The sequence below is a fragment of the Amycolatopsis methanolica 239 genome, assembly GCF_000739085.1.
GTDB lineage: Bacteria > Actinomycetota > Actinomycetes > Mycobacteriales > Pseudonocardiaceae > Amycolatopsis_E > Amycolatopsis_E methanolica.
Genome location: NZ_CP009110.1, coordinates 3,691,965 through 3,707,212, shown reverse-complemented (window position 1 = coordinate 3,707,212; position 15,248 = coordinate 3,691,965). Strand labels below are relative to the sequence as shown.

Here is a 15,248-nt window from a genome sequence, read left to right as displayed (position 1 = left end):
GCCGTCAAGGCTCGCGCGGGGCCGGAAAGGTGCCCTAGGATCTTGGCGAGCTCAATGAAGAGACCCGACCAATACCGTGAGGAAGTGAACCGTGCACCTCGTCCGCCTCGGTCCCGCCGGCCAGGAACGACCCGCTGTCGTCGCCGATGGCACGACCTACGACCTGACCGGGCTGACGGCCGACGTCGACGGCGCGTTCCTCGCCGGGGGCGGGATCGCGGCGGCCCGGGCCGCTCTGGACGCCGGCGAGCTGCCGGAACTGCCGGACGCGGACACCCTGCGGGTGGGCTCGCCGATCGCGCGGCCCGGCGCGATCATCTGCATCGGGATGAACTACGCCGAGCACGCCGCCGAATCGGGCTCGGCGCCGCCGGACGTGCCGATCATGTTCCTCAAGACGCCGAACACGCTCGCCGGGCCGCACGACCCGGTGACGATCCCGCCCGGCAGCGAGCGCACCGACTGGGAGGTGGAGCTCGGCGTGGTGATCGGCAAGCGGGCGCTGTACCTCGACTCGCCGTCGCAGAGCCTGGCGCACGTCGCCGGTTTCGTGCTCGGCAACGACGTGTCCGAGCGGGAGTACCAGCTCGTCGATTCCGGCGGGCAGTGGAGCAAGGGCAAGTGCGCGCCCGGGTTCAACCCGCTCGGGCCGTGGCTGGCGACGCCGGACGAGGTGGACCACACCGGGCTGCGGTTGCGCAGCTGGGTCAACGGCGATCCGCGCCAGGACTCCACGACCGCGGACATGATCTTCGGGGTCGAGCACCTGGTGTGGCACCTGAGCCGGTACCTGGCGCTGGAACCGGGCGACGTGATCATGACCGGCACGCCGCAGGGCGTCGCGCTGTCCGGGAAGTACCCCTACCTGCGGCCGGGGGACGTGGTGGAGCTGGAGATCGAGGGCCTGGGCAGGCAGCGGCAGGAGTTCGTCGCGGCGGAGGTGGCGTGATGGGCGAGTTCGACGGGCTGGTCGCCGCGGTCACCGGTGGGGCGTCGGGGATCGGGGCCGCGATCGTGGCGGCGCTGCGCGAGCGTGGCGCGCGGGTGGCGGCGCTGGACCTGACCGAGGTCGACGACGGCGTGCGGGTCGACGTCACCGACGACGAGTCGGTGCGGCAGGGCATTTCCGCCGTGGTGGACCGCTTCGGCGGGCTGGACATCGTGGTCAACAACGCGGGCATCGGGGCGCAGGGCACAGTCGCCGACAACGACGACGCGGAGTGGCTGCGGGTGCTGGACGTGAACCTGCTCGGGATGGTGCGGGTGAGCCGGGCGGCGCTGCCGCACCTGCGCCGGTCCCGCGCTGCGGCGATCGTGAACGTCGGCTCGATCGCTGCGACGGCCGGGCTGCCGCAGCGCGCGTTGTACAGCGCGTCGAAGGGCGCGGTGGCGGCGTTGACGCGGGCGATGGCCGCCGACCACCTGCGGGAGGGGATCCGGGTCAACTGCGTGCATCCCGGCACGGCAGACACGCCGTGGATCGGGCGGCTGCTGGAGCGGGCGGACGACCCCGAGGCGGAGCGAGCGGCGCTGCAGGCGCGGCAACCCCACGGGCGGCTCGTGTCGCCGGCGGAGGTGGCGCACGCGGTGGTCTACCTGGCGAGCCCGCTGGCGACGTCGACGGCCGGGGTGGGCGTGGCCGTGGACGGCGGGATGCAGGACCTGCGGCTGCGGCCGCGCTGAGCGCGCCTTCTCACGGCTCACGCAGAACCGCGACGGGCCGCCGATCGTCCACGGCGCGGTTCACGCCGAACAGCCCGATGGGCCGCTACTCGACCAGGGTCTGGCGTAGCCACTGCTCCACGCCGGCGATGTGGACCGTCGCGGCGGCGCGGGCCACGTCGGGTTGCCGGGCGGCCAGCGCGTGCAGGATGGCGCGGTGCTCGGCGAGCGTCCGCTCCGTCACGCCCTCCTGCGTGATGCCCCGCCACGTCCGCGCCCGCTGCGTGCGCCCGGACAGGCTTTCCAGCAGCGAGGCCAGCACGGAGTTGCCGCAGCCACCGGCGATGCGGCGGTGGAACTCCAGGTCGTTCTCCACCAGCTGGTCCACCGTGGGCCGGTCGCCGAGCGAGTCGAGCAGCTTCGCGAGGTCCTCGAGGTCGGAGTCGGGCATGTGCCGCGCCGCCATCTCGGTCACCGCGGGTTCGATGACGCGGCGGGCTTCCAGGAACTGCAGCACGGTGTCGTCGCGGTGGAAATCCACCACGAAACCCATCGCGTCCATCAGCAGCGAGGGCTCCAGGCTCGTCACGTACGTCCCGTCGCCGCGGCGCACGTCCAGCACGTGGATCAGCGACAGCGCGCGCACCGCCTCGCGCAGCGAGTTGCGTGACAGGCCGAGCCGGTCGGCGAGGTCGGCCTCCCTGGGCAGGCGGTCGCCGGGGCGCAGCTCGCCGTCCACGATCATCTGCTTGATCGCCTCGATGGCGTCGTCGGTGACGGACATGCCGCTCAGCGTTCCTTCCCGGCCAGCTGCCCGGCGAGGCTCCACACCAGCGGCAGCCCGTCGTCGGCGCCGGAGTAGTCGTCCGGCGTGGCGTGCAGCGGCCCGACGGTCTCCTGCCAGCGGACGTTGGCCGGGTGGTCCCGCAGCGCGTGCCGCATCCGCCGGTAGTCCTCGACCTCGACGAGGTGGAACAGGTGCGTGCCGTCGCGCCAGATGCGCCAGTTGCGGACGCCACTGCCGACGAGTGCGGCCGCCACATCGGAGGGGATGGACCGGTGCACGGCCTCGTAGTCCAGCTCCGAGCCCGGCTTCAGCTCCGTGTGCAGCGCGATCTCCGGCATACCCGCTCCTTGTCCACGACGTAGACGCAGGATACATCGGATCTTTCGCGGATCAGTGGAGGATGTTCACGGCCCGTGCGACGACCAGCACCACCAGCACGAGGGAGACCACCGACTGCGCCAGCATGGTGAGTTTCGCCCACGGCTTCAGCGGCAGCACGTCGGTCGGGCTGAACGCGGTCGCGTTGGTGAAGGCCAGGTACAGGTAGTCCACATAGGCCGGTTCCCAGTCGCGCGGCGCGAGCCCGGGGCTGGTCATCTGGGGGAACAGCAGGTCCGGGTACTCCTGGGTGCCCGCCGCCCGTGCGGCCGGGCCGCCGCGGTCGAACTCCCAATACCACAGCGAGAACACCACGACGTTGGTGAGGTAGACGCCCGCCCCGGCGGCGAGCAGCGGCCCCGCCTGGTCGCCGATCGAGCCGTTGAGGATGTGGCCGACCAGCAGGACCGCCGAGCCGGCGTTGCCCGCGCTCACCACGAGCAGCAGGGACAACGCCACCTTGCGCGCGTGCCGGTGGTCGCCGGCCGCCCGGCCGGGGCCCAGCGCCACCAGCGTCAGCAACAGCAGCGCCGACAACCCCGGCAGCAACCAGCTCGGCTGGATCACCAGGCGGTCGGGGAGGAGCACCTGGACACCGATCACCGCGGCGATCGTGACCGCGGCGGGCCACCGCTGCGCCCCGGCGGTGGCGCGCCGCCACGCCGGCGGTTCGCCGCTGTCGTGCGAAGTCATGCGCGGATCATCCTCCACCGGCCGGGCGTGGCCGGGGCAGGATCAGCTTTCGAGTTCGGGCAGCTGCTGCGGCAGGCCGATAAGCGGCGCGAGCGGGTCGCCCGCCTCGGCGACCCGGTCGAGGACGGTGCGGACGGTCCAGCGGTCCGCGCGCAGGGCCGGGTCGTCGAGCTCGTCCCAGGTGATGGGGACCGACACCGGCGCGCCGGGCGCCGGACGGGGGCTGAACGGGGCGACCAGAGTCTTGTTGATCGCGTTCTGGGTGTAGTCGAGGCGGGCCAGACCGCCGCGCTCGCTCTTGTGCCACCGTCAGCTGACCAGGTCCGGCAGCACGCGGCCGACGACCCGGGACAGGGTCTCGACCCACTTGCGGGTGTCGGTGAAGGTGTGGCCGGGGGCGACCGGCACCCAGATCTGGATGCCGCGCTGCCCGGTGACCTTGGGCATGCCGCGCAGGTCCAGGTGCTCCAGCGCGGTGCGGTAGAGGCGGGCGAGCTCGACGATGTCGTCGAAGCCGGTGGTGGTGCCCGGGTCGATGTCGATCAGCGCCCAGGTGGGCTGGTGGACGTCGGGCAGCCGCGAGGTCCACGGGTGCAGCTCGACGCCGCCGAAACTGGCCATCCACACCAGGGCGGGCACGCTGTCCAGCACCGCGTAGCACTGGGTCTCGCCGGGGTCGGCTTCGGTGTTGTGCCAGCGGTTGAGCCACTCCGGGGCGTGGCTGGGCACCTCCTTGTGCCAGAAGCCGGGCCGGTCCACGCCGTCGGGGTAGCGGTGCGCGTTGACCGGCCGGCCGGCGAGGTGGGGCAACATGTGCGTGGCGATCTGCGCGCTGTAGCGGATGAGTTCCCGTTTGGTCACCGGCGGTTCGCCGCCCGCGCCGGGGAACCGCACCTTGTCCAGGTTGGTGAGTTTGAGGCGGCGCCCCGCGATCGTCCAGGTGCCGGACCTGCCCAGGTCGTCCAGCGCGGCGAGCTCGTCGTCCGACGGAGGAGTCCACTGTGGAACGAGGGGTACCTCGGCCTCGGCGGCGGGCACGCCGCTTCGCCACATCGCCTCCGGCGCGGCGGCGACCTCGTCGTTGGTGCGGCCGGACTTGACCGACCGGGGCAGCTCCTCGGGGTCCCAGCCGGGCCGGGCGTCCTCGTCGTGCTTGTGGATCAGCAGCCACTGCTCCTTGCCCCGGCGGGCGGTGCGGACGAGGGCGAACCGGCCGGCGAGCTTCTCGCCGCGCAGGTCGAAGTGCAGCTCCCCGTCGTCGATCGCCCGGGCCGGGTCGGCGCCGTCGGCGGGCTCCCAGGTGCCCCGGTCCCACACGATGACGTCGCCGCCGCCGTACTGGCCCTCCGGGATGACGCCCTCGAAGTCGGCGTATTCGAGCGGATGGTCCTCGACGTGCACGGCGAGCTGCCGCACCCCGGGGTCCAGCGTCGGCCCCTTCGGCACCGCCCAGCTGGCGAGCACCGGCACCAGGAACGAGGCGGAGGTCCGCACCATGCGCGCCGCGATCAGGACAGCGGCGCGGCGGAGGTGACCACCGGCTCCGCCGGCCGCAGCAGGCCGGGCCGTGCGGCGGCCAGCCCGCACACCAGCTCGGGCGCGCCCAGCAGGAGCAGCAGCCAGATCGAGGCGTGCCAGCCGCCGGTGGCGGTGTGCAGCAGGCCGAACGCCAGCGGGCCGGTGGCGGCGAGGAGGTAGCCGCCGCACTGGGCCATGCCGGACAGCCGCGCTGCGGCTGGCCGGGTTCCCGGGCGCGGTGAGCGCGCTGCTCGCCCCGGCCGCCGCCGCGCTCGCCGCCCGCCACCCGCGGCTGACCCCGCGGATCAGCGAGGCCGAGGCCGCGGACTGCTTCGACCTGCTGTTCAACGGCGACGCGGACCTGGCGGTGGTGGAGGCCCAACCGGACGAGCCGCCCCGCGACCGGGCCCGGTTCGACCAGCGGCCGCTGCTGGACGACCCGTTCGACCTGCTGGTCCCGGCGAGCCACCGGCTCGCGGCCCGGGAGCGGGTGGAGCTCGCCGAGGCCGCGGACGAGCCGTGGATCGTGCCCGGCGCGCCGTGCACGTGCCGCACCCACGTGCTCTCCGCCTGCGGCGCGGCCGGTTTCACCCCACCGGTCGCCCACGACGCGGTCAACTGGGAGGCGACGATCGCGCTGGTGGCGCACGGCCTGGGCGTCGCGCTGGTGCCCCGGCTGGCCCGGGTCCCGGAGACCGCCCCCGTGGTCCGGCTGGCGTGCGCGGACGAGCCCCGGCGGAAGATCCTGACGGTGACCCGGCCCGGCGGGCGCACCCACCCGGCCGTGGCCGCAGCGCTGGCAGAGCTGGAGCGGTTGGTGCCGGCGCCGATCGCCGGGTGAAGGTGGGGTTTCGGGTGACTCACCGAGTGCGCGCGACACCGGGCGGCTGGTGCCGTCGCTATCGCCTTCTGGTCACCCAGTCGCCTGCCGTCGCACCATTTCGGTGATCCACACCGGTGCGTAGGGGGACGTGCAGTTCGGCGGGGTGGGGTAGTCCTTGAGCACCTCCAGGCGCTCGCCGATGCCGATCGCCCGGTCCCGGTGCTCCGCGTGGGAGATCCCGATCTGCGCCAGGCAGTGGTTCATGGCCCACTGCAGGCGGTCCGGGGCGTCCTTCATCTCCGCCTCGATGACGTCCAGCAGCTTCCCCAGGTCGAGCCCCTCGGTCCGCTTCGCGACGCGGTCGGTCGTCAGCGCCCACCCGGCGCTCGCGACGACCGGGTCCGCGTCGGCGAGCCAGGCCACCCGCAGGTCCTCCGCGTGCGGGCTCTTCTTCACCACGTAGTTCACGAGCCAGTCGTGCACCTTCGGCGCCCGCGCCTCGCGCAGCATCGTGTCCAGCTCGGCGCGCTCGAACGCCTTCGGGCGGCAGATCAGCAGCGCCAGCAGCCGCGCGGCGGTGTCGCCCGTCGCCCACAGCTCGCGCGCCAGGCCGTGCTGCGTCTTCAGCCGCTTGGCGATGGCGCGCAGCTTGCCGAGGTTCACCCCGTGGTCGTCACCGTGCTTCTCGTTGACCGCCCGCGCCTTCGGGTCCTCCAGCGCGGCCAGTTCCGCCATCAGCTCTGCCACCACGACGTCAGCCTACCGGCGCTGGTACACCTGACGGCCGGCGAACCACGTCTGCTCGGCGCGCGTGCCGGCCAGCTGGTCGGCGGGCACGGCGAACGGATCGCGGTCGAGCACCACGAAATCGGCCGACTTGCCCGCCGCCAGCGAACCGGTGACGTCGTCGACGCCCATCGCGCGCGCCGCGCCCAGCGTGTAGGCGTGCAGGGCCTCGTCGAGGGTGAGCGCCTGCGCCGGCCACAGCTGGCCGGGATGCGTGCCTGTCGGGTCGGCTCGTGTCACCAGTCCCTGGATGCCCGGCCACGGGTCCGGCGAGGGCACCACCGGCCAGTCCACCATCGAGCGGATCTCGGTGGTCGACGGTTCCACCGGCTGGGTCGCGAGCTTCGGCTCCGCGCAGATCTACCTGGCCGCGCTGCCGCTGGACACCCGGGCCGAGCTGTATCGCGACGGGCCGGACGTGGCCTTCGCCGGCGCGTTGTTCCCGATGCAGCGCGCCGCCGCCACCGAGCGCGGCTCTGGTCGACGGGCACTGGAAGTTCGCCAGCGGCTGCATCGGCGCCGACCTGATCGGCGTCGGCCCGCCCGGCGACGAGGACTCCGGCGGCAAGCCGCGCACCGCGGTCCTGCGGCCGGGCCAGGTCGAGATCGTCCAGGACTGGGACGTCGTGGGCATGCGGGCCACCGGCTCGTTCGACGTCGTCGTGCGCGGGGTCGAGGTGCCCCGCGAGTGGACCTTCATCCGCGGCGGCGCGCCGACGGTGGACGAGCCGCTGTACCACTCCCCGACGATCGCCTACGCCTCCCAGGTCCTCGCCGTGGTCGGCGCGGGCGTGGCACGGGCGGCGCTGGACCACGCCAAGCAGGCCGGCGGCGGCTACACCGGTGTGACCGGCGCGCCGAAGCTCGCCGACCGGGCCTACTACCGCACCGAGGTCGCCCGCGCCGAGGCGGACCTGAGCTCGGCCCGCGCCTGGTTCTACGACCTGAGCGACCAGGTGTGGCAGCACGTGCTGCGCGGCGACCCCGCCACCGACTCGCACAACGCCCAGCTGCGGCTGGCCCCCGCGCACCTGGCCCGCGTGGCCTCCGGCGTGGTGGACCGGCTCGTCGAGATCTCCGGCACCGCCCCGATCTACACCGAACACCCGCTGCGCGACCTGGCCGGCGACGCGCTGGTGCCCAAGCAGCACGCCTTCCTCGGACCGGCGATCTTCGACTCCGCCGGCGCCGTCCTCATGGGACTGCCGCCCACCAGCCCCGGCTTCCGCTGACCCGACCACCACCGAGGAGGACCGAGATGAGCGCGACGCCCCTGCGCGTGCTGTTCTGCATCGGCATCAACCAGAACTTCTTCGACCTGCCTGCCGACGGCATCCCGCCGGGGCACGTGTGGCAGGCCTTCGTGTCCATGATGGACGGCATCAAGGCATTGCCGGGCGCGGACTTCATCGGCGACATCGACGACGACTCGCACATGGTCGGCCCCTCCGACGGCTGGCCGTGGACGGCCTACCTCCTCGCCGACGTGGACACGGCCGAGACCGTCAAGGCCACCTGCAACCTGTTCCGCACCACCCCGGTCGGCGACGGCGGCGCGAAGCTGTGGCGCTTCGCCAAGGTCGAAGCCCGCATCGGCCGTGCGCTGACGGTGCGCGAAGACCTCGAGCTGCCCGGCTGAGGAGAGGACACCATGACCGAGAACAACTTCGCCGACGCGCCCGCGGACCTCGTGCTCGCCGACCGCGTCGCCGGCCGCCTCTACACCGACCCGGAGATCTTCGAGCACGAGATGACGAGGATCTTCGAGCACACCTGGGTGTGGGTCGCGCACGAGAGCGAGCTGCCCGGGCCGGGCACCTTCAAGTCCACCTACGTCGGCCGCCAGCCGGTGATCGTGTCGCGGGACCGCAAGGGCGCCCTGCACACGCTGCTCAACCGCTGCCGCCACGGCGGCGCGAGCCTGTGCGAAAAGCCGCGGGGCAAGGCCAACGGGTTCACTGGCCGTACCACGCGTGGTCCTACGGCCTGGATGGCACACTGCGCGGTAGCCCGTACCCGGACGGGTACGAGGGCGTGGCGGACAAGAAGGACCTTTGTCGCTGCGCAAGCTGCGCACCGAGTCCTTACGGCGGCATTGCGACCGTGCGCAAACTGGTCCGCGCCATGCACGGCACCGGGTTCAACCTCAACCTGTTCCCGAACGTGTCGATGTCGGCGGCGTTCTTCCGCGTCCTGCGGCCGATCTCGGTCGACGAGGCGCTGATCGAGCACATCGCGATCGGCCCGGACGGGCCGCCCGAGCTGGACGTCGTCAACCGCGAGCGGCTGCGCATCCACGAGCACTTCCAGGGGCCGTTCGGGTTCGGCACGCCAGACGACGCCGAGGGCTGGGGCCGCGTGCAGCGCGGCGCCCAGGCCGCGCCGGACATGCCGATCCTGGTCAACCGCGGGCTCGGCAGGGAGAAGGACGACGAGCACGGCTGGCCGACCGCCCACGTGACCGACGAGACCGGGATGCGCGCCGCGTACCGGATGTGGAAGCAGATGATGAGCGATGACTGACACGATCGCCGTCCCGCTGACCGACGTCCGGGTGGCCAAGCTGCGCGTCGCCTACGGCGCCCGCCACGTCCTGGTGGCGGGCGGCGCCGGCGTCACCCCGCTGCTGAGCCTGGCCTACGAGCTCCACCGCCGCGGCGCGGAGTTCGAGCTGCACGACTTCGCCCGCGCCCGGGAGCAGGCCGCGTTCGCCGGCCTGCTGGAGCGCGAGTTCGGCGACCGCGTGCGCCTGCGGTTCGGCGGTCCCCGGGCCGAGCAGCCGACGACCGTCAAGGAGGTCGCGGCCGAGCTGGCCCCGGACGCGCAGGTGTACACGTGCGGGCCGGAGGGGTTCATGGCGCAGGTCTGCGCGGTCTTCGCGCCCGTCGTCGGCGAGGCGCGCGTGCATGTGGAGCATTTCGTGGCGGCGGAGGTCGACACCAGCTTCGACCGGCCGTTCACCGTCGAGCTGGACACCGGCGAGGTGTTCGAGGTGCCCGCGGACAAGTCGATCCTCGCCGTGCTCGGGGAGAACGGCATCGAGGTCTTCAAGTCCTGCGAGGAGGGCATCTGCGGGTCCTGCGTCTCCGGGGTGCTGGAGGGCGTGCCGGAGCACCGGGACAGCTGCCTGTCGGCCGCGGACAAGGCCGCCGGGGACAAGATGGCGCTGTGCGTCTCCCGCGCCAGGACGGCCCGGTTGAAGATCGAGCTGTACTGAACGCAGGCGCGCGTCAGGAAGCGCTTTCGGCGACGAGGTCGAGCGCGGTCGCGGTGACGCGCAGCAGCGAGGGCCGCAGCTCGGGCGCCTGCTGTCCGGCCGCTCGCACCTCGTGGGCGAGCCGGTCGGCGTCGGGGGTGCCGGACCGGGTGATCCACAGGTCGTCCGGGCAGAGGATCGCCACCGTCAGCTCGTCCCAGCCGTGGATGCCGGACATCCGCTCGTGGAAGTCGGGCAGCATGACCGCGCCCGCCGCGCCGAAGCCATCCGGGCGGTGCATCCGGATCAGCCGCCCGGTCTCGGTGACGGCCTCCTCCAGGACCAGGCCGTCCTGGACCGAGTCCAGCGCGGCGGTGACGATCCCGGTGAAGTCGGCCTCGCCGTCGAGGCGGTTGTTGAGGACGTGCCGCATCCCGACCGTGCCGTGCGGGGTCAGCGCGGTGTAGGCGAACGTGGCGAACAGGTCGCGCCCGGCCACCGGCAGCCACGGCATCGTCTGCCGCACCACGTCGCTGCCGCCGAGGGATCCGCTGCGCAGCACCGGGAGCAGCTCGCCGCCCGTCTGCTTCTCCCTGGCGCGGCGGGCTTCCGCCGCCAGCTCCTCGGCCTCCTCTGCGCGCAGGATCTCGTCGAGCACCTGCTGCGCCTTCGCCAGCGCTGCGTCCCAGCCCGCAGCCTCCGGCCGTTCGAAGATGAACTGCAGCCCGGCGTCGGCGAAGGTCTCGTCGAGGAACCTGCGGTCCGCGGCGGAAGGCTCCCAGTAGGCGGCGATGCGGGTGACCCGCGCGGCCTCGGCGCCATGCTCGGCCACGACGCGCTGCCAGGCGCGCCGGTAGCCGTCCTCGTCCCGCGCGCCGACCGGCTCGGTGAAGAACTCGTCGGCCGAACCGAGCGTGAACGAGATGGGGTTGGTGGTGGGGTCACCGAGATCCACGAAAGATGTCTCCTGCCGCTACGACGATATGTGCGGGTCAAGGGAACACCACGCTGTCAAGCCGCCGATCAGGGCTGCCGGTCAGCCTGTTCGGTGAGTAGCCGGACCGCTTCGTTGATCGCCGCGTGCCGGGCCGTGCGGACCGCCGTGCGCAACGGGCGCAGGGCGTCGGCGCGGCGAACGGCGGCGGACGACGACAGCGCGCCGCCGGGCTCGTCGATCTCCGCGATCGCCAGAATCGCGCCCACCTCGTCGGCGCGTTGCAGCACCCGCAGCGCCCGCCCGGGTGTCCCGGCAGGCCAGTTCAGGCGCGGCCGCGCGCGCAGCTTCGCCGCCAGCTCGGCCCGCACGCCCGGGCGGTCCCGCGCGACGTCCAGCGCCTGCAGGGCGCCCGCGGAATCGCGGATCGCGTCGGTCAGGCCGTGCTCCGCCTCGTTCAGCGCCACGTAGTCCGGGCTCAGCGGCACCGCGACCTTGTGGACCGACCAGCGCACCAGCCCCTCGGCGATCGGGACCGGCACCAGGCCGAACCCCAGTCCGGGCAGCAGCACGGCCTCACCGGCCCGCATCGCGGCCTCGGTGAACGGCCCGCCGCCGCCGAGGCCGCGCGGGTCGCCGGACGCGGGCAGCACCAGGCGGGCCGGGCCGGCGCCGTGCGCGCGCAACGCGGCGAGCAGCTGGACGGGCGTGCCGGGGAAGTCGCCGGCGAGCGGGAGGTCGAGGGTCACCGCGGCTTCGGCGTCCGCGGCCACCACCTCGTGGGCGTCGCCCCACGCCAGGAGCGCGTCGAGGACGTCGTCGGACGCGGCGGCGCCGGACAGCCACGCCGAGGCCCACACGGTGAGGGTCGCACTGGGACAGCACACGGCGATCCAGAATACGGCACCCGGACGCTGGAGTTGCTCCACGTCGACGACACCGCGGGACGTGCGTAGCGTCGTAGTCGTGACACCCGCACCCGAGAACCTCCCGCGCACCGCGGGAGCACTGCGCGCGGCTGGGCACCTGCCGCGCAGCATCAAGACCGAGATCCACGACAACCTCCTCGCCGCGCTGCGCGAGGGCCGGAACCCGTGGCCGGGGATCGTCGGGTTCGACCGGACGGTGCTGCCCCAGTTCGAACGCGCCCTGCTGGCCGGGCACGACGTCGTGCTGCTCGGCGAGCGCGGCCAGGGCAAGACGCGCCTGCTGCGCACCCTGGCCGGCCTGCTCGACGAGTGGACCCCCGTGATCGAGGGCTCCGAGCTGGCCGAGCACCCGCTGGAGCCGATCACCCCGGGCTCGCGCCGCCGCGCCGCCGAACTGGGCGACGACCTGCCGGTGACCTGGCTGCACCGCGATCAGCGCTACACCGAGAAGCTGGCCACACCGGACACCTCGGTCGGCGACCTGATCGGCGACGTCGACCCGGTGAAGGTGGCCGAGGGCCGCAGCCTGGGCGACCCGGAGACCATCCACTTCGGACTGGTGCCGCGCGCGCACCGCGGCATCGTCGCGATCAACGAGCTGCCCGACCTCGCCGAGCGGATCCAGGTCGCGCTGCTCAACGTGATGGAGGAGCGCGACATCCAGATCCGCGGCTACACGCTGCGGCTGCCGCTGGACGTGCTGCTGGTCGCCACCGCCAACCCGGAGGACTACACCAACCGCGGCCGGATCATCACACCGCTCAAGGACCGCTTCGGCGCCGAGATCCGCACCCACTACCCGCTGACCGTGGCCGCCGAGGTGGACGTGGTGCGCCAGGAGGCGAACCTGGTCGCTGAGGTCGGTGAGCCGCTGCTGGAGGTGCTGGCCCGGTTCGTGCGCAACCTGCGCGAATCCACCGTGGTCGACCAGCGCTCGGGTGTGTCGGCCCGGTTCGCGGTCGCGGCGGCGGAGACGGTCGCCGCGGCGGCGCTGCGCCGGGCCGCACTGACCGGCGAGCACCCGGCCGTGGCACGCCCGGTCGACCTGGAGGCCGTGCCCGCCGTGCTGCGCGGCAAGATCGAGTTCGAGCCAGGCGAGGAGGGGCGCGAGACCGAGCACCTGGTGCACCTGCTGCGCCGCGCGGTCGCCGAGACCGCCCGCGAGCGCTTCGGCGGGCTCAACCTGCGCCCGCTGGTGGAGGCGGTGTCCAACGGGCACCTGGTCGCCACCGGCGAGCGCGTGCCGGGCGCGGACCTGCTCGCCGCGCTGCCCGAGCTGCCGGTGCTGCACGAGGTCGCCCAGCGTGCCGGGGTGTCGGCCACCGACGAGCCGGGACGCATCGCGGCGGCCGTCGAGCTGGCACTGGAGTCGCTGTACCTGGCCCGGCAGCTGGCCAAGGACTCCGACGACGCGACCACGGTGTACGGGCCGTGAGCACCGCACCCGAGGGCTGGTCCTACGGGCCGTGGCACGAGGGTCCCGACCCGCTCGCCCCGCCGGTCGACCTGCGCGAGGCGCTCGACGAGATCGGCCGTGAGGTCATGGACGGCGCGTCGCCGCGGTCGGCGCTGGTGGAGCTGCTGCGCCGCGGCACCCGCAACACGCGCGGGCTCGACGAGATGACCCGCCGGGTGTGGCAGCGCCGCGCCGAGATCCAGCGGCGCCACCGCCTCGACGGCACGCTGCAGGAGGTGCGGCGCCTGCTCGACGAGGCGCTGGACGCCGAGAAGCGGGCGCTGTTCCCCGACCCGTCCGACGACGCCCGCTTCGCCGAGGCGCAGCTCGAGGCGCTGCCGCCGGGCACGGCCGCCGCCGTGCGCGAGCTGTCGGAGTACCCGTGGCGGTCCGAGGAGGGCCGGGACAAGTACGAGCAGATCCGCGACCTGCTCGGCCGGGAGATGCTCGACGCGCGGTTCGAGGGCATGAAGCAGGCGCTGCAGAGCACCAGCCAGGAGGACGTGGAGCGCGTCCACCAGATGCTGTCCGACCTCAACGCGCTGCTGGACGCCCACGCCCGCGGCGTGGACGACATCGACGAGCGGTTCGACGAGTTCATGCGCCGCCACGGCGAGTTCTTCCCGGAGAACCCGCGCGACGTGGACGAGCTCATCGACGCGCTGGCCGCGCGGGCGGCGGCCGCGCAGCGGATGCTGAACTCGATGTCGGCCGAGCAGCGGGCGGAGCTGGCCGAGCTGGCGCAGCAGGCGTTCGGCGACCCGCGCATCGGGCAGCAGCTGGCCGGCCTGGACGCGCGGCTGCAGGCGATGCGGCCGGGGGAGGACTGGACGTCCTCGGCGCGGTTCCGCGGCCAGGACCCGCTGGGGCTGGGCGAGGGCGCGCAGGCGATGCAGGACCTCGCGGAGCTGGACGCACTGGCCGAGCAGCTGGCCCAGTCCTACCCGGGCGCGCGGCTGGAGGACATCGACCTGGAGGCGCTGGAACGCCAGCTCGGCCCGGACGCCGGGGTCGACGCGCGGCGGCTGTCCGAGCTGGAGCGGGAGCTGCGGTCGCAGGGCCTGTTCGAGCGCGCGCCGGACGGTTCGCTGCGGCTGACCCCGAAGGCGTTGCGGCGTCTGGGGGAGACCGCGCTGTCGGACATCGTGCACTCGCTGCGCGGCAAGACCGGCGAGCGGCAGACGGAGTCGGCGGGCGCGGCGGGCGAGCCGACCGGGGCGAGCCGGCCATGGCAGTTCGGCGACCGGGAACCGTGGGAGGTGTCCCGCACCGTGCGCAATGCGGTGCTCCGGACGGCCTCGACGGGCGGCGGCGCGGTGCGGCTGGACGTGTCCGACGTGGAGGTGGTGGAGACCGAGCTGCGGTCGCGGGCCGCGGTGGCGCTGCTGGTGGACACGTCGTGGTCGATGGTGTCGGAGGGCCGCTGGCTGCCGATGAAGCGCACCGCGCTGGCGCTGCACCAGCTGATCTCCACGCGCTTCCGCAACGACGCGCTGCAGCTGATCACCTTCGGCCGGTACGCGGCGTCGGTGGAGCTGCCGGAGCTGGTCGGGCTGGAGGGGGTGTGGGAGCAGGGCACCAACGCGCACCATGCGCTGCTCCTGGCCGGGCGTCACCTGCGACGGCACCCGGACGCCCAGCCGGTGGTGCTGATGGTGACCGACGGCGAGCCGACCGCCCACCTGGAACCGGACGGCACCGCGGAGTTCGACTACCCGCCCCAGCCGCGGACCCTGGTCAAGACGTTGTCCGAAGTGGACCGCCTGGCGAAGATGGGTGCTTCGGTGTCGGTGTTCCGCCTTGGCGACGACCCGCGGCTGGCGGCGTTCGTGGACCTGATCGCGCGGCGCTCCGGCGGGCGCGTCGTGGCGCCCGAGGTGGACGGTTTGGGCGCCGCGGTGATCAGCGACTACCTCCGCACACGGCGGCGCTAGCCCGGTTCGCGCCTGTGCCGTCGGCCGGCAGGGCAGGCGGCCCGGGCCGGGTGGCGCGCGCACGACCCGCTTGCCGGCTGCCGCCCGCCCCGCGGGCCGGTGCTCACGCGCGGCTGGCGGCGCTGGTCGCGCCTTGGCGGGACGATCGCCCC

At 73.6% G+C, this 15,248-nt stretch carries 18 protein-coding genes and 1 pseudogene; 10 read left to right on the top strand and 9 right to left on the bottom strand.

Annotated features, from left to right (window positions below; translation table 11 throughout):
• Nucleotides 1-91 precede the first annotated feature (91 nt).
• Both AMETH_RS18005 and AMETH_RS18000 read left to right on the top strand, forming a co-directional pair.
• The gene (locus AMETH_RS18005; protein WP_017982519.1) at nt 92-949 is read left to right on the top strand and encodes a fumarylacetoacetate hydrolase family protein; all 858 of its coding nucleotides are present in this window, start codon (nt 92-94) and stop codon (nt 947-949) included.
• Complete coding sequence (locus AMETH_RS18000) at nt 949-1,683, top strand: SDR family NAD(P)-dependent oxidoreductase (RefSeq protein WP_017982518.1); 735 nt, start codon at nt 949-951, stop codon at nt 1,681-1,683. Before AMETH_RS18005 ends, AMETH_RS18000 begins: the two co-directional genes overlap by 1 nt.
• Before the next feature lie 85 nt (nt 1,684-1,768).
• Here the strand turns inward: AMETH_RS18000 and AMETH_RS17995 are convergent, their stop codons facing one another.
• The 5 genes and pseudogenes from AMETH_RS17995 to AMETH_RS36945 all read right to left on the bottom strand — a co-directional run bounded on the left by AMETH_RS17995 (nt 1,769) and on the right by AMETH_RS36945 (nt 5,235).
• Nucleotides 1,769-2,446 (bottom strand): FadR/GntR family transcriptional regulator, encoded by a 678-nt coding sequence (locus AMETH_RS17995; RefSeq protein WP_017982517.1) that lies wholly within the window; start codon nt 2,444-2,446, stop codon nt 1,769-1,771.
• A gap of 5 nt (nt 2,447-2,451) precedes the next feature.
• Nucleotides 2,452-2,787, bottom strand: coding sequence for an L-rhamnose mutarotase (locus AMETH_RS17990; RefSeq protein ID WP_017982516.1), 336 nt, complete (start codon nt 2,785-2,787; stop codon nt 2,452-2,454).
• A gap of 52 nt (nt 2,788-2,839) precedes the next feature.
• Nucleotides 2,840-3,520 carry a DUF1345 domain-containing protein gene (locus tag AMETH_RS17985; RefSeq protein ID WP_017982515.1) on the bottom strand — a complete coding sequence of 227 codons (681 nt, stop codon included), beginning with the start codon at nt 3,518-3,520 and terminating at the stop codon, nt 2,840-2,842.
• A gap of 42 nt (nt 3,521-3,562) precedes the next feature.
• Nucleotides 3,563-5,017, bottom strand: a pseudogene (locus AMETH_RS17980) (DNA polymerase domain-containing protein).
• Between the two features lie 11 nt (nt 5,018-5,028).
• Nucleotides 5,029-5,235 carry a hypothetical protein gene (locus tag AMETH_RS36945; RefSeq protein WP_017982512.1) on the bottom strand — a complete coding sequence of 69 codons (207 nt, stop codon included), beginning with the start codon at nt 5,233-5,235 and terminating at the stop codon, nt 5,029-5,031.
• 41 nt (nt 5,236-5,276) lie between these two features.
• Between AMETH_RS36945 and AMETH_RS17975 the strand changes: the two genes are divergently transcribed.
• Nucleotides 5,277-5,879 (top strand): LysR substrate-binding domain-containing protein, encoded by a 603-nt coding sequence (locus AMETH_RS17975; RefSeq protein ID WP_017982511.1) that lies wholly within the window; start codon nt 5,277-5,279, stop codon nt 5,877-5,879.
• Between the two features lie 72 nt (nt 5,880-5,951).
• On the opposite strand, the gene AMETH_RS17970 is transcribed toward AMETH_RS17975, so the two are convergent.
• On the bottom strand, nt 5,952-6,596 hold the full coding sequence (locus AMETH_RS17970) for a DNA alkylation repair protein (protein ID WP_038533187.1): 645 nt from the start codon (nt 6,594-6,596) through the stop codon (nt 5,952-5,954).
• Between the two features lie 24 nt (nt 6,597-6,620).
• Nucleotides 6,621-6,974, bottom strand: coding sequence for an amidohydrolase family protein (locus AMETH_RS17965; RefSeq protein WP_017982509.1), 354 nt, complete (start codon nt 6,972-6,974; stop codon nt 6,621-6,623).
• 305 nt (nt 6,975-7,279) lie between these two features.
• Between AMETH_RS17965 and AMETH_RS40295 the strand changes: the two genes are divergently transcribed.
• The 5 genes from AMETH_RS40295 (at nt 7,280) to AMETH_RS17945 (ending at nt 9,864) form a co-directional block, all read left to right on the top strand.
• The gene (locus AMETH_RS40295; RefSeq protein ID WP_017982508.1) at nt 7,280-7,879 is read left to right on the top strand and encodes an acyl-CoA dehydrogenase family protein; all 600 of its coding nucleotides are present in this window, start codon (nt 7,280-7,282) and stop codon (nt 7,877-7,879) included.
• 26 nt (nt 7,880-7,905) lie between these two features.
• Nucleotides 7,906-8,286 carry a hypothetical protein gene (locus AMETH_RS17955; RefSeq protein ID WP_017982507.1) on the top strand — a complete coding sequence of 127 codons (381 nt, stop codon included), beginning with the start codon at nt 7,906-7,908 and terminating at the stop codon, nt 8,284-8,286.
• 138 nt (nt 8,287-8,424) lie between these two features.
• Complete coding sequence (locus tag AMETH_RS40290; RefSeq protein WP_223843219.1) at nt 8,425-8,871, top strand: Rieske 2Fe-2S domain-containing protein; 447 nt, start codon at nt 8,425-8,427, stop codon at nt 8,869-8,871.
• Nucleotides 8,817-9,170 (top strand): SRPBCC family protein, encoded by a 354-nt coding sequence (locus AMETH_RS40285; RefSeq protein ID WP_223842845.1) that lies wholly within the window; start codon nt 8,817-8,819, stop codon nt 9,168-9,170. Before AMETH_RS40290 ends, AMETH_RS40285 begins: the two co-directional genes overlap by 55 nt.
• Complete coding sequence (locus tag AMETH_RS17945; protein ID WP_017982504.1) at nt 9,163-9,864, top strand: flavin reductase family protein; 702 nt, start codon at nt 9,163-9,165, stop codon at nt 9,862-9,864. Before AMETH_RS40285 ends, AMETH_RS17945 begins: the two co-directional genes overlap by 8 nt.
• A gap of 13 nt (nt 9,865-9,877) precedes the next feature.
• On the opposite strand, the gene AMETH_RS17940 is transcribed toward AMETH_RS17945, so the two are convergent.
• Together AMETH_RS17940 and AMETH_RS17935 are read right to left on the bottom strand one after the other, a co-directional pair.
• Nucleotides 9,878-10,798, bottom strand: coding sequence for a hypothetical protein (locus tag AMETH_RS17940; protein ID WP_017982503.1), 921 nt, complete (start codon nt 10,796-10,798; stop codon nt 9,878-9,880).
• A gap of 68 nt (nt 10,799-10,866) precedes the next feature.
• On the bottom strand, nt 10,867-11,664 hold the full coding sequence (locus AMETH_RS17935) for a hypothetical protein (protein WP_026153137.1): 798 nt from the start codon (nt 11,662-11,664) through the stop codon (nt 10,867-10,869).
• Between the two features lie 79 nt (nt 11,665-11,743).
• Here AMETH_RS17935 and AMETH_RS17930 point away from each other — a divergent pair, with 79 nt between their 5' ends.
• Together AMETH_RS17930 and AMETH_RS17925 are read left to right on the top strand one after the other, a co-directional pair.
• Nucleotides 11,744-13,141: an ATP-binding protein gene (locus tag AMETH_RS17930; RefSeq protein ID WP_017982501.1), complete on the top strand. Its 1,398-nt coding sequence runs from the start codon at nt 11,744-11,746 to the stop codon at nt 13,139-13,141.
• Nucleotides 13,138-15,096, top strand: a complete 1,959-nt coding sequence (locus AMETH_RS17925) for a VWA domain-containing protein (protein WP_017982500.1) — start codon at nt 13,138-13,140, stop codon at nt 15,094-15,096. The genes AMETH_RS17930 and AMETH_RS17925 overlap by 4 nt, the downstream gene beginning before the upstream one ends.
• Nucleotides 15,097-15,248 lie beyond the last annotated feature (152 nt).